This is a genomic window from Pseudoalteromonas sp. SG45-5, from assembly GCF_014164085.1.
In the GTDB taxonomy this organism is placed as follows: Bacteria; Pseudomonadota; Gammaproteobacteria; order Enterobacterales; family Alteromonadaceae; genus Pseudoalteromonas; species Pseudoalteromonas aliena.
Window position 1 is genome coordinate 57,194 of the sequence record NZ_JACJEM010000013.1, and the last position, 26,545, is coordinate 83,738.

Consider the following 26,545-nt stretch of genomic DNA (forward strand, 5'->3'; position numbering starts at 1 on the left):
TGATATAAGCGTGGTTTATACCACGCTTTTTTTTGCCTGAATTTTAGCTAATAACTGGTTATTATAGGGAGTTTTAATATTATAAACTTTACCCTGTTCATTAATATAACCACACATTGCTGTTATTTCAGTTGGCCTCTCGTTAATCACATCTTGTTGCATGGAAGAGTAATTTTGCGCTGTTAGTTCCATTACGTTATAGGCTGTAGTTAGTGCATTAATTAAAGGAATATTAAGGCCTTGTGCTTTTGCAATGTTACACGCTTCAGTGAGTAAATTGATGATCATTGAATTGTATTGGGGATCGCGAAGTTGGCCATTTTTAACGTTATGTAATGCACTTAATGGATTTATGGCAATATTAACGAATAGTTTCTCGAATCGTAGTTGTTGTATGTTGCTTGTAGCGTGCAGCTTTGGAATACTTTTTAAAGTGTTAGCCATAGTTGATATGTTTTTAAGCGCTAAACTATTGCAGCCACCAATTACACTTTGGCCTTCACCGGTATGTTGCACAATGTATTGATTCGATTTAAAGCCTGCCATACTTGTTGTTAAAAAGTAGAGAGCTTGGCTTGGGATTAATTCTGACTTTAATTCTTCAACATTACCCATGCCATTATGTGAAAGTACTATATTTGTGTGCTCAGTTAAGTAAGGCTTTACCTGCTCAAACGCGCTTTGCACTTGAAAAGCTTTCACTGTCATTAATATCACGCCAAATTTTGGTTGTGTAGCTAGTTGATTTAGTGAGATGAAGCGGGCATTTATTTTTTGTGAGGCACTGTTTTTACGACTATAAAAGCGCGTATTATTTGTGGCTTTACGTGTTAAAACATAAACGTTGTGTTGGTTACTTAAAAAATGACTTAAAAGTAAACCAATTGCACCATCACCAACAACAAGAATATTAGTCATAAGGATTCTTTTTGCGAGGAGTAAAAATCACTCTGAGTAAAAAATAGCTAGCTGCACCTGCAAAATCGGCAATAAAATCACCTATAGATGCTTGCCTGTAAGGAAGGGCATCTTGCATTATTTCGATGCAAGCGCCATAACCTGCTAGTAACAGTATTTGTGCGTATAAAGGTAGCTTAAATGCCTTATCCATTATTATGGCAAGTACGAAAAAAATCCCAAAGTGGGCTACTTTATCAATATGAGGGAATAAATTTGTAACCCCTCCTTTTATTTCTTTGGCAAATAAAAAGGTAAACGCTACGATACTGATCAAAAAAATTGCTTGATAAACACGCCTTGTCACGACAAATCCTAAAATCGCTTAAAAAAGAGACCAAAGTATATCAAACTAATTTAGTATCGCACCTGAACAAGATGCAGAAAAATGTAAAGATTTATTATTTTAGCGTTATAATTGCGGCATAAATTAAGATTACACCAATTGCATTAAATTAGTGATCTATTATAGCGATAAGAAAACAACTCAATAATAAGGCTAAAATTATGATACATAGTTGTTCTATATAAATAATTTTTAACGTCGTTAGTGAGTTATTTAATACGCTAGAATGATCATGTTTTTAATAAAATTGGTATTAGACAGTTAGGAGAAACCAATGCCTTCATTTGATATTGTATCTGAAGTAGAAATGAACGAAGCTAAAAACGCAGTCGATAACGCAAATCGTGAACTAGAAACACGTTTTGACTTTAGAGGCGTTGATGCATCTATCGAGTTAAACGATAAAACAATTAAATTAAAAGCCGAAGCAGACTCTCAGGTTATGCAGTTATTTGATATTTTGGCGAACAAAATATCTAAGCGTGGCATGGACGTATCAAGTTTAGAGCTACAAGATATTAGTCGTGCAGGCAAAAATGTTTTTCGTAATGTCGGGTTAAAGCAAGGCATCGAAAAAGACATGGCTAAAAAAGTTGTAAAAGCCATTAAAGACTCGAAAGTTAAAGTGCAAGCGGCCATTCAAGGTGAAGAAGTACGTGTAACAGGTAAAAAACGCGACGACCTTCAAGAAGCAATGCAGGTTGTGCGCAGCGCCGATTTAGGCCAGCCTTTCCAATTTAAAAATTTCCGTGATTAAAACACCTTCAAAAATCTAGCTAACCAGCTAGGGGGTTAATTAAAAGCCAAACAGCAGTGTTTGGCTTTTTTGTTATACCAATTGCATTAAATTAGTGATCTATTATAGCGATAAGAAAATAGCGCAATAACAAGGCTAAAACTATGATACATAGTTGTTCTATATAAATAGTTTTTAACGTAGTTAGTGAGTTATTTAATACGCTAGAATGATCATGTTTTTAATAAAATTGGTATTATATGGGCTTGCTCTTTCATAACTCACATTGGTAAATCTGCATTTAGCTATATAGACGTCCATTGACATTTATCAACAAAATACTCACAATAGCGGCATATTTTCAAGGTGCTTGCTAAACGCTTCAAGTTAATAAGTTTTTAGCAGGATAATCGGGAAGTTGGTGCGTTTTCATGATGACTACAAACCCAACACTGCCCCCGCAACGGTAAAGTATGGTGTTTTTTATGTGCCTACTGAGTCCGGAGACCGGCCTTGATGCAATCTTACTTAAATCTTTGCGGTGGGCAAAGGTAGGGGATCTCATGCTAAACAAAACAACCCTTGGCGTTGCAATTTCTGCTGCGCTTTCATTTTCTGCGTCTGGTGCAGAACAATCAATTGAAAAAATAACCGTTACAGCTAACAAGTTTGAGCAATCAATTAATGATGTTTTAGCGAGCGTAAATGTTATTAAACGTGCTGAAATAGAAGCAAGTAACGTACGCGATTTACCTTCCCTTTTAAATACAGTTGTTGGTCTTGATATTGTAAGTAATGGGGGCTTTGGGCAAAAAGCGGATGTATTTGTACGTGGCGCGTCGGCAAAGTACACATTGGTTTTGGTGGATGGTGTTAGGATAAGTGATGCGACTTCGGGTAGTGTGTCGCTTACTAACATCCCAGTTAATAGCATTGAACGTATCGAAGTTATCAAAGGTGCTCGCGCGGCCATTTATGGTTCAGATGCAATCGCAGGGGTTATTAACATCATTACTCGTGATGCAATTAATAATACTTTATCTGCTACATTTGGTAGCAATAGTTACTCAAACTATCAGCTAGCAGGTGGGGTAGCTAAAGATGCGTTGAGCTTTAAATACAATGCAGGTTATGAAGAAACAGATGGCTTTGATGTTACTGAAAAAGACCCTACTGCTGCAATTACTAAAGATCATGATGATGATGGCTATAGAAATAAAAATATTGGTTTTAACTTAAGCTATCATACTGAAGACTTGGGTCAATTTAGCGCACAAGCACAGTATAGTGAAGGTGAGGGCGAATACGATTCGGCATACTCTAGCGACGCTTATGATTTTGAAAACTATATAGCTAAATTAGGTTGGGAAAAAAGCTCTCAAAATTATAATCAAGGTGTTTCAGTCAGTTTATCGCAAGAAGAAAATGAGCAAACAGGGACTGCAGTAAATACTTTTTATAGTACTGAACGTTTTGAAGCAGAATATCGTGGTCTATATACTTTAACTCAAACACTAGAACTAAGTGGCGGTGTTAATTTATTACAAGAAGATTTATCCGGTTCTACAGCAACTTCATTACATGAAAAACGCGATAATAAAGCATTATTTATTGGTGCTTTTTATGATGATGACATATGGCTTGCTAGTGCTGTTATTAGAACCGATGATTACGATTACCACGGTCGCGCTAATACATACAGTACAGGTGTTGGTTATAAAGCTAATAAATATATTAGCGTTCGTGCAAGTCACGGTACAGCATTTAGAGCACCATCATTGGTGAACGCGTTTGTAACGAATAGCCTCTATTATGTAGGTAACAGCGATATTAAGCCCGAAGAGGCTGTGAATAATGAGCTGGGCATTACGCTTACAACAAAATGGGGTCGTTACGATATTACTATTTTTGATAATAATATTACAAACTTAATTGAAAACCAATATGACGCTAATTTGGGAAAATATGTACCTTCAAATGTTGCGCGTGTGTCTATGCAAGGGGTTGAAATTAGTGCTGAGTTTAGCGCGTTAGGGTTTGAACATAACGCTAACTTAAGTTTTTTAGATACAGAAGATGAAACTACGGGTAAAGAGTTGGCGCGTCGCCCATCTGAAGCATTTAATTATACACTAACTAAAAGGTGGGGACATTTTGACGCCAATCTAACCATGCTATATCGCTCAGCTCGCGATTCAATTTCATACTACGATACAGAAATTGCAGCGTTTACTGTGTTTAATATTGCTGCTAACTATCAGCTTTTAGATAATCTAGCGCTACATGCACGTATTGAAAACTTAACTGATAAAGAGTACTTCACTGCGGGTATTGGCTTTGCCGCAAGTGGTGAGCTTTTAGGTTACACCGCACCCAGCAGACAAGTATTTGCTGGGATTAGCTACCAGTTCTAAATTTATTATTTAGTTATTAAAAATACAAAAGCCCGATAAATTATCGGGCTTTTTGCTTTTTCTGTTTACTTTTAAGTTATACCAACCTGCGTAGACCTCTAAACAGTTTAACGGATTAAATCACACGCTAACGTCGTTATAAATTTTTTATTTAGAACCACTAGATATAAAGTTTTTTCCTAGTTAGAGCGCAATTTTATTATCGTTAAATAGCTTCTATACTTATTTAGATTGGTATTAATCAGTTAAAAACTCTTCGAACACGGTTTCAAACTTATGTAATTTTGGCGCGATTAAAATACTGCAATAACCCTGCTGTGGATTTTCATTGTAATAGTCTTGATGATAGTGCTCAGCTGGGTAATAAGTGCTAGCAGGGCTAACCTCTGTAACAATTGGATTACTTACATGACTTTGCAGTTGAGCTATTATCTCATTGGTTTGTTTTAGCTGGGTGTTATCATGATAATACACAACACTTCGGTACTGCGTGCCTATATCGTTACCTTGGCGATTCAATTGTGTTGCATCATGCAGTGTGAAAAACATTGCTAACAGTGTTTCAAAGCTAACCAAAGTCGCGTCAAATTCAATTTCAACAACCTCAGCGTGACCGGTTGTGCCTGAGCATACAGAATCATAGGTTGGGTTAGTAGTTTCGCCGCCGGTGTAGCCAGAACTTACGGTTAGTACGCCATTTACACGTCTAAATGCAGCATCTATACACCAAAAACAGCCGCCACCAAATGTTGCTACTTGCGTTGTTGAGCTCATAAGTATTCCTAAAATGTATATGGGGTTTAAAGGCGAGCATAAATTGTATGCGCCGCAACAACAAGGTTACGGCGCAATTAAAAGACTAGATCTCTTCGAAAGGTTTTTCAGCGGCTTGTTTGTCTAATTTTTGCTGTAAAAACTCAGGTGATTGTGTGTTACGTGCAAGTGCATAATATGCAGCTGGTACAACAAAAAGCGTCAGTAGGGTCGATACAATAACCCCTGTAAACACGACTACACCGATCACCATGCGGCTTTCAGCACCTGGGCCTGAGGCAAGTACTAAAGGCACTGCGCTCATAACGGTTGTTAATGACGTCATAATAATTGGGCGCAAGCGCTGTGTAGCAGCTTGTAGTATTGCTTCACTAAATTCAACGCCTTTATCGCGTAATTGGTTAGTAAATTCAACAATGAGTATGCCGTTTTTAGCACTTAACCCGATGAGCATAACAATACCTATTTGGCTGTAAATATTTAAGGTAAGCCCTGTAGCCCAAAGGCCAAACATAGCACCCATTAAACCAAGTGGTACGGTAAGCATAATTACAAACGGGTGCATAAAGCTTTCAAACTGCGCCGCAAGTACTAAAAAGGTAACGGTTAACGCGAGTATAAATACGTAGGTCATTGCTGATGCGCCTTCGTAATAAAGTTGCGACTCACCTTTGTAGTCTACTGCACCGTCTATATCGTTTTCCTCAGCAGCGACTTCGTTTAAAAAGTTAAGTGCTTCTTCAAGCGTATAGCCATCCGCTAAGTTGGCGCTTAGCGTTATTGCGCGCATACGGTTGTAACGGTTTAAGCGAGAGGCTGTTGCTTCCTCTTTTAAGCTGATAAGGCTATCAAGTGGCACTAGTTCACCGCTACGTGATTTTAGGTAGATATTCGAAATGTCGGTCGGGTTAGCAAAGTCTTCCTTTGTTCCTTTTAAAATCACATCATATTCTTCACCACGATCAATAAAGGTAGTTACTCGGCGCTGACCAAGCATTGTTTCGAGCGTACGGCCTACATCTGATACCGACACGCCTAAATCAGCCGCTTTGTTTTTATCTATGCTGACTAAAAATTGCGGGAAAGTTTCTTTGTAATCATGGTCAATTCTTACAAGACCAGGGTTTTGCTCAGCACGCTTAATTATACGGTCACGCCAGTCGGCAAGTTGTGCGTAATCATTACCTTGCAATACAAACTCAATAGGGCGAGATGAGCCACCACCGCCAATACCACGGCGCATAATGGCAAATGCACGAACATCAGTCACTTCTTGCATTTTACCGCTTATTTCGTCTATTACTTCCCATGTAGAGCGTTTACGTTTATCCCAATCGGCCATGCCAACAATAGCAACACCACCGCTGCCGCCCCAGCCAGGTACCCTTATTAATACACGGCTTAGCTCGCCAGATTCAGAATAGGGCATTAAGCGCTCTTCTATTTTAGCCATATTAGCGGCGTTGTTTTCGTAGCTTGCCCCTTCAGGGCCGCTCATCATAATAAAGAATGTACCACGGTCTTCTTTTGGTGTTAGCTCAGAAGGGACTTGTAAAAACAGTGAGTAACTAACAAAGCCCGCTAATAATAAGCTCACCATTAAGCCCCATTTACGGGTTATATTAGTAGAGAGTGACTTGCGGTAACTTACTTCAATTTTAGTAAATTGACGGTCCATCCATTGGCTAAATTTATTTGGTTTATCTGATACTTTAAGTACTTTAGAGCATAGCGCAGGTGCCAGTGTTAGTGCCGTAACACTTGAGAAAAACACGGCAGCACTTACCGCCATAGCGAATTCTGTAAATAATGCACCGATTCGACCATCCATAAATACCAATGGTACAAACACAGATATAAGTACAAGCGTGGTTGCTACTATTGCAAAACCGACTTCACGCGCGCCTCTAAATGCAGCTAGTAACGGCGGCTCACCCAGTTCAATACGACGGTGAATGTTTTCAAGCATGACAATGGCATCATCTACCACTAAACCGATAGCGAGTACTAGCGCTAGTAGGGTAAGTAAGTTGATTGAGTAACCCATAGCTAATAAAAACATAAAGCTACCAACTAATGCGACAGGTACAGTCACTGCTGGTATAAGTGTTGCTCTTATATTGCCTAAAAACAAAAATATAACGAGCACGACTAAACCCATAGAGATAGCAAGCGTGCTGTAAACTTCACTAATTGATTCTTTAATAAATATAGACGAATCATAGCTATCTTGAATAGTTGTCCCTTCAGGCAAGTTTCGTTTGATTTTTTCAAGTTCGCTACGTGCGTTATCGACTACGGTAAGTGTGTTTGCTTTAGCTTGTTTTACAATGCCTAAACCAATCATGTTGCGGCCGTTACCACGAAACAAGCTTTCGTCATCGGCGGCTTCAAGGTGAACATCGGCGACTTCACCTAAACGCACTAAATAACCTTCTTCACCGCGTTTAATAACCAGATTTTCAAAATCGCGTTGATCTTTATAGCTACGTGCCGTTCGCACGGTAAAGTCACGGTCTATAGATTCTATTTCGCCAGCCGGTAACTCAACGTTTTCTGTACGAAGTGTGTTTTCTATATCGCTTGAGGTAATACCCCGTGCGGCCATTGCTTGGCGGTTAAGCCAAATTTTCATGGCATATTGGCGTTCACCACCAATGCGTACATTAGATACACCATCTACTACGGCTAAACGGTCAACTATAAAACGCTGTGCATAATCAGATAACTGCAATGAGTCCATTGTTTCGCTGTTTAATACAAACCATGCTATTGGGCTTTCATCGCTGTTAGATTTAGAGACTTCTGGCGGTCGAACTTGATCAGGCAAACTATCAAGTGCACGGGCTACGCGCTCGCGTACATCGTTAGATGCAGCGTCTATGTCGCGGTTTATATCAAATTCAATAGTAATGTTTGAACGTCCATTACGACTCGACGAGTTAATACTTTTAATACCTTCAATACCCGAGATGCGGTTTTCGATAACTTGGGTGATTTTGGTTTCTATAATTTCCGCAGAAGCGCCGGTATATTCAGTACTGATGTTTACAATAGGTGTTTCAATATCAGGGTATTCTCGAAGTGGCAGCATGGTAAATGCAACCACTCCAAAAGTCAGGAGCAGTAAATTTATTACAATGGCAAAAACGGGGCGTTTGACGCTAGTATCTGTAATCTTCACATATTACCCCTTTACGCTTACTTTACTTCCAGAGCGAATTTTTATCAGCCCTTCGGTAACAATTTGCTGGCCGTCTGTTAAGCCTTCATCAATAGCAACCCAGCCGTTGTTTCTGCTAGCAACATGTACTTCTATGCGATTAGCTATACCGTCTTTAATTTGAAAAACAAAGTGTTTGTCTTGCAAAGGTATCACCGCTTTTTCTGGCACCATTAAAGCTTGATTGCTGCTAAGCTCGAGTGCTGTGTTAAGTAGCATACCTGGGCGTAATAACCCTGACTTATTAGCAAAACTTGCTGTTACTTCAACACTGCGTGTTACAAAGTCAATACGTGAGCTAATATGTGTTACTTTTCCGGTAAAGGTTTTATCTGGGTAAGCGTCGTTTTGAGTAAGTACTTTCATACCCGCGCTAAGTTGCGCTAAGTATTTTTCAGGTACTTTAAAATCAACTTTAATAATACTAATATCATCAAGCGTAGTTATTATTGTTGCGTTGCTAACATAAGCACCCACCGATATTTCACGCTTACCTAAAAGACCAGAAAACGGTGCGGTTATTGTCATTTCATTTAGTTTTACCGTAGCGCTTTCTAGCTGCGCTTTAGTTGCATCAACACGAGATAGCTGTTCTTCTAATAAAGACTTTGCAGTTGATTGCGAGCGTGAAAGTTCGGTTAGCCGATTGAGCTGGCGTTTTTCTTCTTGTAGATTAATACTTAACTCTTTAACAGCAAGTTGTTCTTGCTTACTTTGCAGTTGTACTAACTTTTGGCCTTTACTGACTAAGTCACCATCTTTAAAGTAAATATCTGTGACATAATCGTTTTGTGCGCTTTTTATATAAATGGCTTGATTTGCACGTGCACTGCCGATGGCCTCGATCATGACAGCATTTTCTTGTGAGGTAACAGTATGCGCAGATACCTGAGTAGACATTTTAGAGAAATCTGTTTGTTCGCCATGGCTAGACGGTAAATATAAGTAGACGCTAAATATTAGTAATAGCGTAATAATAAATGGGAAAAGAGCTTTGCCTGATTGTCTTGAGTACATCGTTTTCATACCTGAAAATTAATTGTAACTATTGTACGAAATAAGACCGGAGAAAGACGGTTATGTGTCTCATAAATTTGTGCGTTAAGCGTAAAAGTTGATGAGAATAATAGTGCGTACCTGTTTTGTTGCAATTAAAGAGGTAAATATATGAATTTTAAAACATCCTGCAAGGCTTGTATAAGGGCCAGAAAAGTCATTGCATGGGCTATTATTATGTTTATATTTTACATGGTGTTTTATCAGCATGGGTAAAAATAATATAAAATATAGAGCGCAAGGTACTCGCAATGGTATTGAAATTTTAATAGTAGGTGCTGTTGGGTTGGCATTTATTATGGCATTTAATTTATTACGCCCAGGTGAAATCAGTATTTTAGAAATTTTTTTAGTGAGTGTTTGCCTAGTTGCCATTTTTGTTGGTTTTTTAAAAACTCAAGAGCCTTTTTATAGTTTAGTATTAGATGAAGCAACACTTGTTTATAACCATAAATATGGTTCTTGGCGTTTGCCTCATGCTAATTTTCATCACAGTGGCATACCTAAAGTAAAAGATAGTTTTGAATACATAGAATTGAATGCTGTGGGAGTGAAAGTAAATGATATAGATGAGTTTTTAGCAGATATTGCTCCTCGAATCGCAGGCAAACTACTTATAGAGCAACGATATTTATTTATGCAAGCTGTTCAAAAACATTGCAAAAATGGTAATTGCCCATCAGAATGGTTAATAGAAGACACACAATATAAATCCCAAAAAGGGATTTGCTATAATGGACTTATAGCTATGTTTGCAAACAGAGCTAAGTTCCTTCAACTGCTAACAGGTTATGATTTATTATTGCCTGCCAGTGTATTAGATAGAGATGTTTGGGATTTCAGTGCTAACTTGAATAAATGGAAGCATCAACCCAGTCAGTTTATAGCATCGCAAGTAAGAGATTAAACTGCGATAGTAGGAATCGTAATGAGCCAAGAAAGAGCCTTTTTAAAAAGTGGTCGAAATACCATAATACATAAAGATCGAAAACTTGATTTAGTTATTGTAAATTCGGAATTACACCCTCGGATTAAAGTGACGCAAAGTGGTTTAGAACCATTTAAAGAAGAACTGCCAAAAAATCGCCGCGATGCGAAAGAGCGATACTTAGAAGTCGTGTATGTCGGAAGTGCTGATTTGTTTGGCGAAGAAAAACAACTTCTGTTTATTCAAGCTTTAGATGGGCGTGAATACAAAATAGATTATAGTAAAATAGGTACAAAGTTGTTTGTACGCATTCATCAAGATACCTATATGTAAATTTTTAATGGCATCTTTATTGCTTGTGATTACACTATAGTAATTATTTAACATAGAAGGTGCTGCGCATGAAAGCGTTTGCTTTAATTCCTCTCATTTCTTGCAGCTTACTGAGTGCATGTGGAGGCGGTGGTGGTAGTGATGATAATTTAGCTGTAGAGGCATCGGTTAATGCTGGAGCTGATCTAAGTATTATCGAAAAAACTGAATTTACCATTACTGCACAGGGCTCTCCCGCCGATGGTACATTTACATGGCAACAAGTAAGCGGCCCAAGTTTAGACGGTTTTCCGCTTGATGGTGCAGAACAAAAAATTACCGCACCAGATGTTAAAACTGACAGTAATATCGTTTTACGAGTTAGTTATCAAAGCTCAGGTAGTAGCGCCGTAAGTGACGACATTTCTATTTCAGTTAGTTCTAACAATCAGCTTCCTCTTGCTGTTATTGCACAAACGTTACCGGTAACTCCCCCTTCTGTATACAAAGACACTGTAACTTTAAGTGGCCTCGAATCAAGTGATCCAGATGGAAACGGTCAAATTAATAGCTATTTATGGCAGCTGTTATCAGGCCCAGATTTAAATATTACTACTTTCAATGAGGCTACCCTTAGTTTTTCACATCCTTTATTGGAAAGTAGTGAGAATTTATCGTGGCAATTAACAGTCACTGATGATGAAGGCGGTAAGGCCAGTACGCAATATACTATGACACTCAATAAAACGAATGAGTTAGTAGATGCAAATGCTGGAGAAGATCAAAATATTGAAGAGTTCGAACAAGTAACTTTAGATGCAACTAGCAGTGAAACAGTTACAGATACATATCAGTGTAAATGGCAACAACTTACCGGAAGCGCTGAGGCACTGAGTGATAGTAGCCAATGTACAACAACATTTTTTGCCTCCGATGTAGATACAGATACAATATTAAGTTTTGAGGTAACGGTAACTGATACGAAGGGACGTACCGATACAGATGCGTTATTTATTGATGTATCACCAAAATCACTGGGACTTATAAACGATAGTGGTATTGGTGAATGTTACAACAATACTCTGCGCATAAATTGCGATAATGATGACTTTCCAAGTCAAGATGCAGAGCTTGGTCGTGATAGCTTTGCTAATCGTCTAGATAAAGTGGGCCAAGGAAACTTAGCGTTTGATTATACAAAGCTGAATGAGTTTGCAGATGAAGTTGCTGACAACAGTACTAACTTTAGTTGTATTCGCGATAATGTAACAGGCTTGGTTTGGGAAGTGAAAAGCGGAATATCGGGTTCTTTACCAAATACCCCGTTACGTGACGGTCAAAATCATTACACTTGGAATTTAAGTGATGCAGATTCCGGTGCTGCAACTACAGGCGGTGCTAATACCACATGTCCAAGTAATACCGACTGTGGCTTACAAACGTATATTAATGAAGTTAACGCTGTTGATTTTTGTGGTGGTACAAATTGGCGAGTACCTACTTATACAGAGTTATTAGGCTTAATTGATTACGGTAAGCAAGGACAAAGAGTACTAATAGATACGAGCATTTTTCCTCATGTTCCCTTAGCTGGAGCTATAAGTGGGGTCAGCTTACCTTATTGGACATCGCAAACAGCGGCTGATGGAACGAGTTTATCGCAAGCTTATATAATAGATATGAGTAGTGGTAATGATCTTGCTTACCCTAAAGATAAAACGGCTTATGTCCGCTTAGTCAGAAGCCGTTAGGAGAAAATTGTGAAAATAACATCATTTTACGCATTAACGATAATGGCTCTGAGCTTTAATCTTGCCGCCGAACAAACTTGTTACTCATCAATAGATACAACAACGCCAACTGACCGATTTGTGATAAACACGGATGGCACTGTATCGGACCCACAAACAGGTTTAATGTGGCAACGTTGTAGCTATGGACAAATATACAATGCGCAGACTAATAATTGTGATGGCTCTACACCATCACTTACTTGGCAAGAAGCATTAAAGGTAGCGGTTAACGATGCAACCGCAAAGCATGATGATTGGCAAGTGCCCAATATTAAAGAGCTGGCAAGTATTTTAGAGCATAGCTGTACAGAGCCAAGTATTAATGAAACTGTTTTTTTTGGCACTAAGCTACAAAATTATTGGTCTAGCACCTCAGGAGTTAGCAACATGAGCTCAGCTTGGGTTTATCAATTTGATAGTGGCTTAAATAGCCTGCATGCTAAAACCAGTGATGTGTATTTACGTTTAGTGCGCTACGAAAAGTAAATACTCAGACTCTTTTTTGTAATGTGCACTTTATTTTACATAAATTTACGTTATTTCAATAATAAAGCGCTTACAGTGTTGTCACTGCAAGCGTTTTTTTGCCATTATAGGCCGTGATTTATTGACGAAGGAACATCACGGTGTATTTAAGCTATTTTGGCCTGAACGAGAAACCATTTTCTATCTCGCCTAACCCTCACTACTTATTTTTAAGTGAACGACATAAAGAAGCCTTAGCACACCTTACCTACGGATTGGGTGAAGATGGAGGATTTGTATTATTAACGGGTGAAGTGGGCACAGGAAAAACGACAATTACCCGCAGTATGCTAGAGCAGCTTCCTGAAAATACACAAGTGGCTATGATCCATAACCCCGCACTTTCAGAGCTTGAATTATTAGCCAGTATTTGTGACGAGCTAAAAATTAGTTATGATACACAAAACGCAACGCTAAAAAGCCTTACCGATATTATAAAAAAGCATTTAGAGACAAATAATAAATCGGGTGGGCATACCATACTAATTATTGATGAAGCGCAGTTGCTTGCACCCAATGTGCTTGAACAATTGCGTTTGCTGACAAATATTGAAACCGATCATAAAAAACTATTACAAATAGTGCTCGTGGGTCAACCTGAACTACAAGAGCTTTTAAAGCGAAATGAGCTGAGGCAACTGGCTCAGCGAATAACAGCTCGTTACCATTTATTGCCACTTACGCAAGGACAAACAGTAGCCTATATTAAACATCGGCTACATATAGCTGGGTGTGATAAGGGAATATTTTCAATGGATGCTATGCAAGCTGTGCATCAATTAACGGGTGGGGTGCCCCGCCTAATGAACTTAGTATGTGAGCGAGCTTTAGTGGGCACTTTTGCAAAACAGCAGTTAGTTGTTGATGGCGATATAATAAAAAAGTCAGCCCATGAATCACTTCCTATGGATTTTATTGCCTCAACCAATAAAAAACCGCAAAACTCTATTTCTTTTTGGTCATATGGCATTGCGTTCGCTGCTTTATTTACAGTCGGTATTGGGCTTTCATTTATTTTATAGTTAGGTAGTTATGTCTTATTTATTAGATGCATTAAAACAGTCAGAACAAGCTGATATGAGTGCTGAGCAATATGATTTACAGTCAGAACAATTAAAACAGCAGCAAGCACTTAAACGTTACAGACGATTAGCATTGATATTTGGCGGAAGTTTGGTCGCGTTTATTGCCGTTGCAACGGGTTTTACAACAGGTAAATGGCTGCAAGTGAGCCCTTTATTAAAAACCTCGGTAGCTGATGAGCTTAAAGTGGTTGAAAGTAAAATACCAGCGCCTGAAATAAAGCCTGATACAGAGGATGCTGATCTTCAAAAGCAGCAATTAGCTCAATTAGAGTCAGCCAATAAAGTCGCTGCAACAAATACCGCTACAATAGAAGGGCAGTTGGTACATGTGCAAACACCTAATGGTGTGCAGCAAATGCTACTAACACCGAGCGGACAATATATCCCTATGCCATCAAATCCCCCCTTGAGTGCCACTGGTTATAATCAGCAACAGTTTGTGCAGCAGGCCATGCCTGTTCAAAATTATAATCAGCAAGCATTTAATCCACAAACTAATTATAATTTGAGTAATGCACAAAATTCGTCGGTATTTGGGCAAAACCAAAATACGGCATCGGCGCAACTTGATATGAGTAAGTATAAAGTTCTTGGCAAGCCAATAAATGGCAGCACTGAGCAACCGCAAATCACTGATCCAGAGCTTGATGCAGTACCCTCTACTTTAAAAAATGCGTTTGCTCAAGCAGTGCAAGATGCAGAAAAAAATCAAGATTACGAAGTAACGCAAGGAACCCGTCATTCTTCTCGCGTTGATCCTGTTGAGTTATTGCCTGATGGATTGCAGGTTATTTTGCCTCCAATAAAATATCAAGCACATATTTATTCATCCAGTGCCGATAAGCGCTGGATAAAGCTTAATGGGCGAGAACTTCACGAAGGTGAAAGTATCGGTGCGCTCACTGTTCGCGAAATTACACCTGAGCAAAGTGTTCTAGATTTTGATGGATATGAATTTAGCTTAAAAGCATTGCAAGATTGGCCGCAATAATATCAATTTATTAAAAACATGATCATTATAGCGTCTTAAATAATTCACTAACGATGTTAAAAATTATTTATAGCCGACTGCATGGATGCAGGAGGGTGAGCAATGCACGGAGCAATTATTGATAACAACACTATGTCATAATTTTAGTCTTGTTATTGAGCTATTTTCGTATCGCTATAATAGTTCGCTAATTTAATGCAATTGGTATAAGGGCTATCAGCTACTTCATAGGTGCTTTTTACTTTGAAGTAGCAAAATTAATTTAAGGTAGAATCGTATTTTTATAAAAACGTTCTATATCAATATTATATTCTTTAGCCTTAACCGCAGACTCAAGTGAATCCAAGGTCTTTTTACTTGCTAAATCTATATCTTTTATTTCAGTGTAGCGACTATGTTTAGCGCTGTAGAACGTTTTAACGATGGGCTTTAAAGGTGTCGCAGGGTTGCTTTCGGTAACTAACCCAATTTTTTGGCTTGATAACCTCACCAGAGTACCTACAGGATGGATGCCAATACACTGAATAAATTTATTCAGTAATACAGGGTCAAAGCTATCTGGGCAGCCGTCTTTTAATATTTTAAATGCTTTTATTGGCTCCATTCCTGCTTTATATACTCGCTCAGCAGTGAGTGCATCATACACATCAACAATAGAAGACATTCGTACATATTGGCTTATCTCTTCGCCTTTTTTACCAAATGGATAACCTTTACCATCTAGCCGCTCATGATGCATACCTGCAATATCAACAGCAATACCTGTTAGTCCTGCTTCTTCTAGAATTTCTTTGCTAAACAGTGAGTGGTTTTTCATTATCTCAAATTCAGCTTCAGTAAAACGTCCTGGCTTATTAAGTACTTCATCAGGAATCTTTATTTTTCCTATATCGTGCAAAAGTGCACCAGTAGTTAGCTCTTCTATTATGTCTTTTTCTATATTTAAATGTTTTGCAAAGATACTCATTAAAATTGAAACATTAATAGAGTGCTCAAGTAAGTAAGCATCTTTTTGGCGCATTTGCGTAAGGCACGCAAGCGCATCTTGATTCCTAAATACAGAATCTATAAAGCCACTGGCAAGTTCTCTAAAAGGGGTTATGTCTATATCACGACCTGCTTTTATGTCTTTAAACGCTTTAGTTTGTAACGTTCTAGCTTCGTCGTATAGTTTTTTGGCCTTCCCCATTTCTTGTTCTGCACTGTGTACTTTTTGCCAAGGATCGCGTTTTTTAAGTGGAGTAGGGATATCAAGTGGTTGTTTTTCGGGGACTGACTCGGTGAGTGTTTTATCAGGGTCTATTTCGACTTCTAAAATGCCTGCTTTTTTAAGTTTATCAATGCCGGCTTGAGTTTTAACCCAGCCTTGGTTTTTTATTTTAATACGACCTGTTTGTTTAGTGACACTTTGTACAAACATACCAGGGAGTAACTGTGAAATAGGAACAATTTTCAAATTAACAACTCAATGGTTTATTTATATATAAAATAGCAAAGAATAATACTTTTATATAGTAAAAGGCATCAAATGATGCCTTTTTTAATGGTTATGGATGAGGGCGTGTTGATCTTTGGTGGTTGAGTTTACAGCAGACTGTTTGGTATTTAAGCAAGGCAGAGCCTATGATGTGTGGTGTTCCCCATGAATAGGCGATAACGCAGCGTAAGTGCCAAACATGCGCTGCCCTTTGGGTTCTTTCTAGGGGCGGTTGACTCTTTGTTGCTCGGTTTTTACTTAGCCCACTAGGTTGCAAACCTCGCGCCGCGATTCAACCGCCCCTAGATTGAACAAATTTCAATCCACAAAGAGCAACACGCCCTAGCTTTAAGCTAATTATTCATCGTCTTCAACAAGCGTCATTAGTGATGTATTACCACCTGATGCAGTTGTATCAATACTTATCGTTTTTTCAGTGATAAGACGCTTAATTAGCGTATCGTAATACTCTGAGCTAATCACGGGTAAAATAGCGCCTTTGCGTTGTGCAAGTTGTTGGCTAAAGTAGCCAAAACGAGACGAACGAGCAGCCACTACGGCACCTGCTAAATGAGGGTGCGCCAAGATAGCTTGTAACTGATTAGGTTTGGCTACTTGGAAAACGCCTTCAGCAACGCCTGTCGAGATAAACTTATCTTTAAAGGCAACGGCTTCATCATAAAATAACTCAGACGCTACTGTAATTACTGTGTTACCTGCAGCTATGGCAGTAATAATAGACAGTGCCCAGAAGTTAAATGATGTACTCTTATCCGCATAACACACTACGCAACCACGTGCTTCTAGATGAAGGGTATTCGACTCACCTGTAGGCCCTGGAAGAGTAGTAAATTTACGCATGTGCTTTTCAAGGCGGTTAAGCTGAGCGCGGGCTTCAGATAATGTTAATGCTAAATCGTCTGCTAAGTCGTCTATGATCTCTACTGTTGCAATTTTAGCGAGCAACTGACGCACAGCCGAAACACGGTCGTTTAGTGGTGTTGCACGCCAGATTTTTTCATCGCGCATTGAATTAGCCATTAGCTTTTTAACTTGCTCATTTGCACCGCTGTAGTGGTGTAAATCAAGCTCGTCAGGCGTTAGGTTAGTCATTTGCACGTTGTCTGGCGATGCTTTTTCTTTTACTAAACGTTGTAGATAGTTAGGGCCGCCGGCTTTAGGGCCAGTACCTGATAAACCACGTCCACCAAACGGTTGCACACCAACGATAGCGCCAATCATGTTGCGGTTAATGTATACGTTACCTGCACGTGACATTTTAGCTAAGTACTCACAGCGCTCTTCAATACGCGAATGCACACCCATTGTTAAGCCGTAACCTGTATTATTTATTTGATCCATCACATTATCAAGTTCGTTCGATTTAAAGCGGATAATATGAACACATGGGCCAAATACTTCACGTTTAAGTACCGATAGGTCTTTAATTTCGTATAAGCGAGGCGCAAAAAAGAATGCACCATTTTGTGTGTTATCAGGAATTTTGCACTCGTAATGAAGCGTCGCATTACCCTTTAGGTACTCAACATGATCGTTTAGGTTTTTAAGTGCTTTTTCATCAATCACAGGACCTACATCGGTAGATAGTAACGATGGGTCGCCAATATGCAGTTCAGCAAGTGCCCCTTTTAGCATATCGATTATGCCATCAGCTACATCTTCTTGAATAAATAAAACACGAAGAGCCGAACAGCGCTGACCTGCGCTTTGAAAGCCAGAACTAATTACATCGTCAACAACTTGCTCAGGAAGTGCTGTTGAGTCAACAATCATACAGTTTTGACCGCCAGTTTCTGCAATTAACGGTACTTGAATATCGTTACGAGCAGCCAGCGTTTGCGAAATTAACGTCCCGGTTTCTGTCGAGCCGGTAAACATAATTGCTTGAATGCGTTCGTCTGGCACAATCACCTTACCGACTTCACTACCGCGAGCGATAACAGGTTGAACAACATGTTCAGGTAAGCCAACTGATAGCATAAGCTCAATTGCACGAAGGGCAATTAAGCTTGTTTGCTCTGCAGGCTTAGCAATTACAGTGTTACCTGTAACAATCGCAGCGGCAACTTGCCCTAAGAATATTGCAAGCGGGAAGTTCCACGGGCTAATACATAGAATAACGCCACGGGCTTCAAAGCGTTCATCTTGCGATAACTCCTCAGCACGCGCTGCGTAGTAACGACAAAAATCAACCGCTTCACGTACTTCATCAATACCATCTTGTGCTACTTTACCTGCTTCTTTAATACAGATAGCGACTAGTTCGTCGTGATGACGCTCTAAAATATCAGCAACACGACGCAGTAAATTTGCACGCTCTTTCACCGGTGTTTGTGACCACGATTCAAAAGCCGCTTCAGCGTTAGCCAATAGCACTTTCATCTCTTCGCCAGTTTGTAATTTAACGTGACCGATGATTTCTTTATGATCCGCTGGATTTTTAACAGCCAGAGAGCCTTCAGGTACTTGACTTTGCTCAATGAGATGTTCGTTAAACCAACTTTCAAGATTTTCTTTGAAAGGGGTGATAACGTTTATATCGGTTAAATCCATGCCTTTAGAGTTAGCACGTTCTTCACCGTATAAATCAATCGGCATTTTGATTTGTGTATTGTACTTGTTACGCAGGCCTTGCAGTGTTTCTACTGGATCTGGCAGTAATGACTCAACCGGTTTTGTTGTATCTACAATGGCGTTTACAAAGGAGGAGTTAGCGCCGTTTTCTAAGAGACGACGTACTAAGTATGCAAGTAGGTCTTCGTGTTGGCCAACAGGTGCGTACACGCGACACTGAATTTTTTCCTCGGTGACGATTTGGTCGAATAATGATTCACCCATACCGTGCAGGCGTTGGAATTCAAAGCCGGTGTTATCACCTTTTGCAACTTCTAAAATAGTAGCTGCCGTGTAAGCGTTGTGGGTTGCAAATTGCGGATAAAGCACGCCGCGCGCTTCAAGCATTTTAATTGCACATGCTTTGTAAGAAACATCGGTTGTGGCTTTTCGCGTAAATACAGGAAAATGCTCTAAACCATCTTGTTGTGTGGTTTTGATTTCTGTATCCCAATAAGCACCCTTAACTAGGCGTACCATCATTTTACGACCCACGCGGGTCGCAAGTTCTGTTAGCCACTCTATAACGAAAATAGCGCGCTTTTGATACGCTTGAACCGCTAAACCAAACCCTTGCCAATCGCCTAAGTCTGTATCGCTAAATACGGCTTCAATTACATCAAGAGAGATGTCTAAGCGATCAGCTTCTTCTGCATCAACCGTAAAGCCGATATCGTATTTTTTAGCAGCAAGCGCAAGCTCTTTTAACTTAGGTACGATTTCTGCCATTACACGGTCTTTATGAGTGAACTCATAACGTGGATGAATAGCTGAAAGTTTAACTGAAATACCAGGGCTCTTAATTGGGCCGCGGCCGTTTGCTGCTTTACCAATGGCGTGTATTGCATTCATGTAGCTGTCAAAGTAGCGCGTCGCATCTTTCATTGTGCGCGCGCCTTCGCCTAGCATATCGTAAGAATATACATAGCCTTTTTGCTCTGTATCGGCAGCACGTTCAATTGCTTCGTCAATGGTACGACCCATAACGAATTGCTTACCCATAATTTTCATAGCAAAATTTACAGATTTACGAATAACCGGTTCACCTAAACGACCAATGGTTCTTTTAAGCATGCCAAACTGCTGCTCTTTCGTTTTATCTGTGTAGTTAACCATTTTACCGGTTACTAATAATCCCCATGACGACGCATTTACAAATAAAGAATCGCTGCTTCCTAAATGAGAGCTCCAATCACCTTTTGCTAACTTGTCGCGGATCAGAACTTCTTGAGTTGCTTTATCTGGTACGCGAAGTAAGGCTTCAGCCAAACACATTAATACAACGCCTTCTTCACTTGATAGTGAAAATTCATTTAAAAGCGCGTCAACACCGCCTTGCCCATCTTGTTCTTTACGAATGTTTAAAACAATCTGGCGAGCTCTTTCCCATGCACGACTTCGTGCTTTTACACCGACTTCTGCAAGCGGTAAAATATGATCAATAACCGCATTTTCATCAATGCGGTAAAAGTCACGAATTTTTTGTCTGATAGGACAGTGTGTTGTCAAATCGCCTTTGAATAACATAAGCAACTCCCAGGAGTGTTAAGATTTAAAGTAAAATTAATTACCAATAAATTACCAGTGATATAATGTGTGCATTCTAATTAAATTTCAGCAGAATATGCTGGTTAAATTTCGCGTTTTACGATAATTTACAGGGCATAAATTTAACTTATCCGCATAAAATTCTGTTATGACAATTCCAAATAGATTACGGCTGTTAGATCGCATCGATTTAGCAATATTAGACGTTCTCCAAAAGAACGGCAGAATTTCTAATGTTAACCTCGCAAAGCAGGTTAATTTGAGCGCTAGCCCATGCCTTGATCGTGTAAAACGATTAGAGCAAGAGGGTTACATCGAAGGCTACTACGCCAAGTTAAGTGAAGCAAAACTTAACCAAAGTTTAGTTGCACATGTGCAAATATCACTTGTTGCCTCAAATACCGCTGTATTTAAGGTGTTCAGAGAGCATGTTATAAGAATTAAACAAGTTGTTGAATGTGACATGGTTGCTGGTGGCTATGATTACTTATTAAAAATACGAGTGTCTAATATGGAAGAGTATAGGCAAGTTTTGGGTGACTTAGTCGATATTCCGGGCGTAGGTACGCACCATACTTATATGGTTATTGAAAAAATAAAAGAAGATAAGGGATTACTAATTGATATTTGATAGGTAACTAATAGGGGTAAAATACACAGGTTATTTTACCCCAAACATTAATTACGTTTTATGCCCAGCCTTCGTAACGTTTACGACGCGATAGTACAATTGTTAAAATGATACCTAAAAACAAGCCTAAGAAAGCAATCGCACTACCATAAGTCAGTAATTGGCGCTTCTCTTGGGCGCTGACAGATTCTTTTTGAGCCCGCTCTTGTTCTAACGTCACTTTTAATTGAGCAATTTGCTCAGACAGCTGTAGGTTTTGATCTGTTAAAGCCTGATTTTGTTCTTGTAACTGCGGTAATTTAATTTGAGCAGTACGCAGGTTTTCTTGTATGTTGCTTATTTCGTCACTCAATACTTGGTATTGCTGCTTTAAGCCTGCTGTTTTAGTCACAAATTTAGTTTCGATCCAGCCTTCACGCTCTTTATCATCTTTAATTTTTATAAAGCCATTTTCTTCGCCAGATAACACAGTTAATTTTGTTCCCGCGTCTACAGAGCCAAGTAATCTATAGTCTTTACTCGCCCCTGAGCGCATAAAAGTATATAAGTTATCGATAATATAGGCGGTATTTTCATCCGTTGAGTTTGTATCTTGTGCTTCTTGCGCGTAACTCATGAATGTGGTGGCTGTTAAAAGTAGCCCTAATAAACAATGTTTTAGCATTTATCTACCTTGTTGATCTAGCTGTGTCCGTTATAAACGTGATTTTATGTCACATAAGTAACTAGATAGTATGGATTAAATAACGTAATAGCAAGGTAGATATTGTAACTCTGCCCCTATTTTGATGGCAAAATAAGGCCAAAAAATTTGCATTGTGTGTGTGCTTTGTTTATTTTGAGCACTTATTTATTTTAAAGGTAATCCGCAGACCGAATGGATACTGAGATAGAACTGAAGTTTTTGGTATCAGATGCCGTAATTCCACTGATCCCCTCGCTAATTACTCAATTTGCTAAAACTGTTATTAATAAGCCCTCGCGTAGTTTGCAAAATGCATACTACGACACGCCGAGTCGTGAACTTAGAGCCCTTGATATTGGTTTTAGAACCCGTTGTGCAGATAGCCAATGTGAGCAAACTATAAAGCTTGCAGGCGAGGTCGTTGGTGGTTTGCATCAACGACCTGAGTATAACCTGCCTATTGACTCAAACCGCCCTAATTTGATGGCGTTCAATGTTGATATATGGCCTCATGGCATGCAAGTTAGTTCAATCTCGCAAAATTTATACCCTATTTTTAGTACTAACTTTATTCGTCGTACATGGCTAATTGAAACAGAGACTGGCGGGAAAATTGAAGTGGTACTCGACAAGGGGGAAATTGCAGCAGCCGGCCAGATAGAGGTTATTAGTGAACTTGAAATTGAGTTAATTGAAGGTAGTCGAAATGAGTTATTCGCTTTAGCGGATAAGTTAGTAAGTCAAAGTTGCATCCGCTTAGGGTTATATTCAAAAGCAGCTCGTGGGTATCGACTTGCAGACGATAAACCTTTAAAACCAAGTAAGTCAATTGGGTTTGTGCAGTTAACGAATACATCAAGCCAAGAAAAAGCATTGATGGAAGCGATGAATTTTGGCATTCGGTTTGTGCAAAAACACGAACAGTGTTACTTCGATAAACCAAGTTTAAAAACGCTAAAAAGAGTGACGGACGGCATTAGCTTAATTCGCCATACGTTTTGGTTATACGACGATATTGTTTCTAAAGAGAATACCGAGTATTTACGTACTGAACTTAAGTGGCTATTGAGTGAATTAGCATGGGTAGAAAATGCGATTCAATTAAAAACATACACATCTAAACGTCATGCATTTTACAAAAAGATAAATGCAGCACCTGCCTTAGCTCAAGTTATTAATGATTTAAAAGAATTACAGCCAAGCATTGATGATATTAATGCGCTATTTCACAGTGCGCGTTATAACCGTTTACTGCTATCGCTAACAACGTGGCTGATAGATAAACAATGGCGTAAAGATTGGGGCCAAGTTGAGCTTCAAGCTTCAGAAAAGCCGGTTTTATCAATTGCAAATCGGTTGTTTAATAAAGACTGGAAAAACCTTCATCACTTATTACCTAAAGAGCAAACACTCAACGTAACTGATTATTTGAGTTTGCGAATGCAGTTAGAAAATAGCCTGCTGAGCGGTAATTGTTTAGGCTCTTTATTTGATAATGAAGAGCGGTTAGAGTTTCGACTGCCGTGGTTAGACATTTCCCATGGTATGTATGAGCTGAGCACGCTAGAGTATTTAAAGCAGCTATGCGCGGGTCAGGAAGATGAGCAGCTTGCTAAAATTCAATCTTGGCTTGAGCAAAAATCTGAATACTTAGTCAGCGCTATGGAACAAAGCCGGCTTGCGTCTTTTGATAAAGACCCTTATTGGCAAAAATGAGAGTAACGCACTTTTGTAATATCAACTTAATTCAAAAGTGCGTAGGCATTGTGCTTTTAATTCAATGCTTTTACGTTTTCTCAGAGCCTGTATGGCAAGAGTATAAAAATAAGCAGGGAGTGAGTGTACATTATCAAAGTCACAGCGATAACACGTTTGAAGTTAAAGGTGAGGTGGATGTAGAGCATGTATCTGCAAAGGACTTTTTAGAATTACTCAGTGATACAAATGTAGCTCCGTACTGGGTAGAAAATGTCTCTAAAGTACGTGTCATTAAAACGTTAAGCCCTTCAGAAAATATTGTATATAGTTACTTTGACTCTCCATGGCCAATAGCGAATAGAGATGTTGTAACCTATTCGTGTTACTCACAATTAACCCCGCAACAAAGTTTACTTATTGTTAAAGCGTATCTAAATGAGCTGCCACTTTATAAAAATGTGGTCAGAATCGAAACCTTAACTGCACATTGGTTGTTAACTCAACACAATGGTAGTTTAAATATCGTTTATCAGATTTACGCATTACCAGGTGGAATTATTCCTACTTGGGTTAACAATAAAGTAGGGCTCAATAGTGTTTTTAAAACCCTTTTTAATTTACGCGATATGCTGGCCCATAAAAAGTATCAAGCAAAGGATCCTGTAATTGAAGCAGGAGCATGTTTAAGTACTGAGTAGACAAGGTTTTACAACCTCGAATTATTTTCAAGTTTACTTAAATTACTTACAAAAATAGGGCTGATTGAAAATAGGGGGCGGCCGTACATAACAGGATATTTAATTTTTAAACGTGATCAACTGTAAAAAAATGGCTCAAAGCAGAGCCATTTATAAATTGACGATTAATATTTTGCTGCCTGAGCCTCTTTAGGCAAGGCTTTTAATATAAAGTCGCGCAAGTCATTATTTGAGCGCTCGAGGTCTGCATGACGAAGGTACATCATGTGTCCGCTTCTATAGCCTTTAAAGCTTAAACGGTCTTTCATTTTTCCGCTTGGATCTAATTGCCACAATGTATATTTAGCATCAAAGTAATTAGTTGCACCATCAAAGTAGCCTGATTGAATCATTACATTTAAATATGGGTTTTGTGCCATTGCTAAACGCAGATTTTCGCCAGTATTATTACCCGTTCTATCCCATGGATGGACATTGCCAAATAAATTGTATTTTACATCAGTTTTATAGTTTAGCTCGTCACGTAAATAGTGATTTATTGCTGGTGTAAATGAGTGTAACCACGAAGTCAGTTCAGCCCAATAATCTGGAGACTCACCCGCATCACGTTTATCTATTCCTAAATAACGAGAGTCTAGGCGACCGACTGTTTGACCGCGATCGCGCAGTAGCTCTTTCCAGAAAAATTGAGTTGGAATATCTAAGTTGTTTTGTTTAACAAACTTCTCTGACAAGCCTGCATAATCGGCCATTTTCTTTATAATGCGACGCTTTTCGTCTGCGGCAATAAACCCGCCTTTCGCTAATGCTGGGATCAATTCGTTGATTGTAAATTGCTCTACTTCGGGGAGTAACTCGTCTAAGTCTTTAGCTTGTAAATCGGTTTTAAGTGTTTTGTGGTACCAAGCCGTAGCTGCAAAATAAGGCAGGCGGTTAGCTGCTTTAATTGGTCCGTCGCGTTTTATGCCTATATCTGTGGGCGATACAAGTACAACACCATTTATATACATCCATTGACTATTTTGAAGCTCATGAGCAAGGCCTGATACACGTGTTGTACCATAGCTTTCACCGATTAAAAATTTAGGTGAACGCCATCGTTCAGCTCTGTTTACAAATGTATTGAGCCACTCTGCAAGGTATTTAATATCGGCGTTAACACCAAAAAATAGCTCTTTTTGTTTTGCTTTAGTAGGAAGCTCGCCTTTATCGTTTTCTAGTACGCGAGAATAGCCAGTATTAACTGGGTTTACATACACAATATCGGCAACATCAAGTACGGAATAAGGATTGTTTTTTACGCCATAAGGTTGGATTGGGTAGCCTTCATCATCGATTTTTAAGACACGAGGGCCAGTATAAGCGAGATGCATCCAGACTGAGGCAGAACCAGGTCCACCATTAAAGGAAATAAGTAATGGGCGTGTTGTATTATCATCTACTTTGTCGCGCGTGTAATAAGTGTATTGCAGTGTTGCAACAGCGTTGTCTTTATCATCCCAAACAGGCTGTGTGCCAGTTGCTACAGTATAGGTAAAGCGTTGACCGTTTATATTCGCTTTGTGTTGGGTTATTACTTTGCTATCAATGTCGATGCGGCGTTCGTTACTTGCAAGAGAGGCGCTACTGAGTATTAATGCAATCACAGTTATCGGTAAACTGATAATACGACTAAGCTTCATGATGTTTCCTAATTATTGTTGATAAGCTATTAAAGATAATAATGAGCAAAATAACAAAAGTATTGAGACTAGTCGTCGATATTACTAGTTAAGTAAAAATAATACGTTTAAAAAAGGCTGTTTTCTGTTTACTTATTTAGCTAATCGTAAAAATCAGGTATATTTATTAGGGTCTGTTGAACTTTCAAGGTTAAATTTGCAGCAGTCTGTTTGGTATTTAGGCAAGACAGCGCCTATGTAGTGTGGTTATTCCCCATAAATAGGCGATAACGCAGCATCAATGCCAAACAGGCGCTGCCCAAAGGGTTCTTCCTAGGGGCTATTTACTCTTTGTTGCTCGGTTTTTACTTAG

Annotated in this window: 20 protein-coding genes and 1 riboswitch; of the genes, 11 read left to right on the top strand and 9 right to left on the bottom strand. The window is 39.1% G+C overall.

Annotated features, from left to right (window positions below):
* Positions 1-15 precede the first annotated feature (15 nt).
* Both H5119_RS06030 and H5119_RS06035 read right to left on the bottom strand, forming a co-directional pair.
* Positions 16-918 (bottom strand): ketopantoate reductase family protein, encoded by a 903-nt coding sequence (locus H5119_RS06030; protein WP_182701584.1) that lies wholly within the window; start codon positions 916-918, stop codon positions 16-18.
* Entirely contained in the window at positions 911-1,264 is a 354-nt protein-coding gene (locus H5119_RS06035; protein WP_077535752.1) for a VanZ family protein, read from the bottom strand. The genes H5119_RS06030 and H5119_RS06035 overlap by 8 nt, the downstream gene beginning before the upstream one ends.
* A gap of 313 nt (positions 1,265-1,577) precedes the next feature.
* Here H5119_RS06035 and H5119_RS06040 point away from each other — a divergent pair, with 313 nt between their 5' ends.
* Both H5119_RS06040 and H5119_RS06045 read left to right on the top strand, forming a co-directional pair.
* The gene (locus H5119_RS06040; protein ID WP_024611901.1) at positions 1,578-2,060 is read left to right on the top strand and encodes a YajQ family cyclic di-GMP-binding protein; all 483 of its coding nucleotides are present in this window, start codon (positions 1,578-1,580) and stop codon (positions 2,058-2,060) included.
* A 326-nt stretch (positions 2,061-2,386) separates the two neighbouring features.
* Positions 2,387-2,570: riboswitch (cobalamin riboswitch) on the top strand.
* A gap of 32 nt (positions 2,571-2,602) precedes the next feature.
* Positions 2,603-4,453: a TonB-dependent receptor domain-containing protein gene (locus H5119_RS06045; protein ID WP_182701585.1), complete on the top strand. Its 1,851-nt coding sequence runs from the start codon at positions 2,603-2,605 to the stop codon at positions 4,451-4,453.
* A gap of 237 nt (positions 4,454-4,690) precedes the next feature.
* Here the strand turns inward: H5119_RS06045 and msrA are convergent, their stop codons facing one another.
* From msrA to H5119_RS06060, 3 genes are all read right to left on the bottom strand, one after another.
* Positions 4,691-5,227: a peptide-methionine (S)-S-oxide reductase MsrA gene (gene msrA / locus H5119_RS06050; protein ID WP_182701586.1), complete on the bottom strand. Its 537-nt coding sequence runs from the start codon at positions 5,225-5,227 to the stop codon at positions 4,691-4,693.
* 85 nt (positions 5,228-5,312) lie between these two features.
* Positions 5,313-8,411 (bottom strand): efflux RND transporter permease subunit, encoded by a 3,099-nt coding sequence (locus tag H5119_RS06055; RefSeq protein ID WP_182701587.1) that lies wholly within the window; start codon positions 8,409-8,411, stop codon positions 5,313-5,315.
* A gap of 3 nt (positions 8,412-8,414) precedes the next feature.
* Entirely contained in the window at positions 8,415-9,467 is a 1,053-nt protein-coding gene (locus H5119_RS06060) for an efflux RND transporter periplasmic adaptor subunit (protein ID WP_182701588.1), read from the bottom strand.
* A 247-nt stretch (positions 9,468-9,714) separates the two neighbouring features.
* On the opposite strand from H5119_RS06060, the gene H5119_RS06065 reads away from it, so the two are divergent.
* The 6 genes from H5119_RS06065 (at position 9,715) to H5119_RS06090 (ending at position 15,140) form a co-directional block, all read left to right on the top strand.
* Positions 9,715-10,413, top strand: a complete 699-nt coding sequence (locus tag H5119_RS06065; RefSeq protein WP_182701589.1) for a DUF2982 domain-containing protein — start codon at positions 9,715-9,717, stop codon at positions 10,411-10,413.
* Positions 10,414-10,434: 21 nt separating this feature from the next.
* Positions 10,435-10,767: a hypothetical protein gene (locus H5119_RS06070; RefSeq protein WP_077535746.1), complete on the top strand. Its 333-nt coding sequence runs from the start codon at positions 10,435-10,437 to the stop codon at positions 10,765-10,767.
* A 68-nt stretch (positions 10,768-10,835) separates the two neighbouring features.
* Complete coding sequence (locus H5119_RS06075) at positions 10,836-12,497, top strand: DUF1566 domain-containing protein (RefSeq protein ID WP_182701590.1); 1,662 nt, start codon at positions 10,836-10,838, stop codon at positions 12,495-12,497.
* A 42-nt stretch (positions 12,498-12,539) separates the two neighbouring features.
* Positions 12,540-13,025, top strand: a complete 486-nt coding sequence (locus H5119_RS06080) for a DUF1566 domain-containing protein (RefSeq protein ID WP_077538812.1) — start codon at positions 12,540-12,542, stop codon at positions 13,023-13,025.
* A gap of 140 nt (positions 13,026-13,165) precedes the next feature.
* Complete coding sequence (locus tag H5119_RS06085; protein ID WP_138586015.1) at positions 13,166-14,086, top strand: ExeA family protein; 921 nt, start codon at positions 13,166-13,168, stop codon at positions 14,084-14,086.
* 10 nt (positions 14,087-14,096) lie between these two features.
* A complete protein-coding gene (locus H5119_RS06090) occupies positions 14,097-15,140 on the top strand; it encodes a general secretion pathway protein GspB (RefSeq protein WP_182701591.1) in 1,044 nt (347 codons plus the stop codon).
* A gap of 262 nt (positions 15,141-15,402) precedes the next feature.
* Here the strand turns inward: H5119_RS06090 and H5119_RS06095 are convergent, their stop codons facing one another.
* Positions 15,403-16,596 carry an HD-GYP domain-containing protein gene (locus H5119_RS06095; RefSeq protein WP_182701592.1) on the bottom strand — a complete coding sequence of 398 codons (1,194 nt, stop codon included), beginning with the start codon at positions 16,594-16,596 and terminating at the stop codon, positions 15,403-15,405.
* A 378-nt stretch (positions 16,597-16,974) separates the two neighbouring features.
* Complete coding sequence (gene putA / locus H5119_RS06100) at positions 16,975-20,778, bottom strand: bifunctional proline dehydrogenase/L-glutamate gamma-semialdehyde dehydrogenase PutA (protein ID WP_182701593.1); 3,804 nt, start codon at positions 20,776-20,778, stop codon at positions 16,975-16,977.
* A gap of 169 nt (positions 20,779-20,947) precedes the next feature.
* Here putA and H5119_RS06105 point away from each other — a divergent pair, with 169 nt between their 5' ends.
* Positions 20,948-21,430: a winged helix-turn-helix transcriptional regulator gene (locus H5119_RS06105; RefSeq protein WP_077535740.1), complete on the top strand. Its 483-nt coding sequence runs from the start codon at positions 20,948-20,950 to the stop codon at positions 21,428-21,430.
* Between the two features lie 58 nt (positions 21,431-21,488).
* On the opposite strand, the gene H5119_RS06110 is transcribed toward H5119_RS06105, so the two are convergent.
* Complete coding sequence (locus H5119_RS06110; protein WP_182701594.1) at positions 21,489-22,094, bottom strand: TIGR04211 family SH3 domain-containing protein; 606 nt, start codon at positions 22,092-22,094, stop codon at positions 21,489-21,491.
* Positions 22,095-22,307: 213 nt separating this feature from the next.
* Here H5119_RS06110 and H5119_RS06115 point away from each other — a divergent pair, with 213 nt between their 5' ends.
* Both H5119_RS06115 and H5119_RS06120 read left to right on the top strand, forming a co-directional pair.
* Complete coding sequence (locus H5119_RS06115) at positions 22,308-23,831, top strand: CYTH and CHAD domain-containing protein (protein WP_182701595.1); 1,524 nt, start codon at positions 22,308-22,310, stop codon at positions 23,829-23,831.
* Positions 23,828-24,511, top strand: coding sequence for an START domain-containing protein (locus H5119_RS06120; protein WP_182701598.1), 684 nt, complete (start codon positions 23,828-23,830; stop codon positions 24,509-24,511). The genes H5119_RS06115 and H5119_RS06120 overlap by 4 nt, the downstream gene beginning before the upstream one ends.
* A gap of 164 nt (positions 24,512-24,675) precedes the next feature.
* On the opposite strand, the gene H5119_RS06125 is transcribed toward H5119_RS06120, so the two are convergent.
* Positions 24,676-26,193, bottom strand: a complete 1,518-nt coding sequence (locus tag H5119_RS06125) for a S10 family peptidase (RefSeq protein ID WP_182701596.1) — start codon at positions 26,191-26,193, stop codon at positions 24,676-24,678.
* Between the last annotated feature and the right edge of the window lie 352 nt (positions 26,194-26,545).

Coding starts and splice junctions, on each gene's coding strand:
- H5119_RS06030 (WP_182701584.1), bottom strand. CDS start 918: ATGACTAATATTCTTGTTGTTGGTGATGGTGCAATTGGTTTACTTTTA.
- H5119_RS06040 (WP_024611901.1), top strand. CDS start 1,578: ATGCCTTCATTTGATATTGTATCTGAAGTAGAAATGAACGAAGCTAAA.
- H5119_RS06045 (WP_182701585.1), top strand. CDS start 2,603: ATGCTAAACAAAACAACCCTTGGCGTTGCAATTTCTGCTGCGCTTTCA.
- msrA (WP_182701586.1), bottom strand. CDS start 5,227: ATGAGCTCAACAACGCAAGTAGCAACATTTGGTGGCGGCTGTTTTTGG.
- H5119_RS06060 (WP_182701588.1), bottom strand. CDS start 9,467: ATGTACTCAAGACAATCAGGCAAAGCTCTTTTCCCATTTATTATTACG.
- H5119_RS06065 (WP_182701589.1), top strand. CDS start 9,715: ATGGGTAAAAATAATATAAAATATAGAGCGCAAGGTACTCGCAATGGT.
- H5119_RS06070 (WP_077535746.1), top strand. CDS start 10,435: ATGAGCCAAGAAAGAGCCTTTTTAAAAAGTGGTCGAAATACCATAATA.
- H5119_RS06075 (WP_182701590.1), top strand. CDS start 10,836: ATGAAAGCGTTTGCTTTAATTCCTCTCATTTCTTGCAGCTTACTGAGT.
- H5119_RS06080 (WP_077538812.1), top strand. CDS start 12,540: ATGGCTCTGAGCTTTAATCTTGCCGCCGAACAAACTTGTTACTCATCA.
- H5119_RS06090 (WP_182701591.1), top strand. CDS start 14,097: ATGTCTTATTTATTAGATGCATTAAAACAGTCAGAACAAGCTGATATG.
- putA (WP_182701593.1), bottom strand. CDS start 20,778: ATGTTATTCAAAGGCGATTTGACAACACACTGTCCTATCAGACAAAAA.
- H5119_RS06105 (WP_077535740.1), top strand. CDS start 20,948: ATGACAATTCCAAATAGATTACGGCTGTTAGATCGCATCGATTTAGCA.
- H5119_RS06110 (WP_182701594.1), bottom strand. CDS start 22,094: ATGCTAAAACATTGTTTATTAGGGCTACTTTTAACAGCCACCACATTC.
- H5119_RS06115 (WP_182701595.1), top strand. CDS start 22,308: ATGGATACTGAGATAGAACTGAAGTTTTTGGTATCAGATGCCGTAATT.
- H5119_RS06120 (WP_182701598.1), top strand. CDS start 23,828: ATGAGAGTAACGCACTTTTGTAATATCAACTTAATTCAAAAGTGCGTA.
- H5119_RS06125 (WP_182701596.1), bottom strand. CDS start 26,193: ATGAAGCTTAGTCGTATTATCAGTTTACCGATAACTGTGATTGCATTA.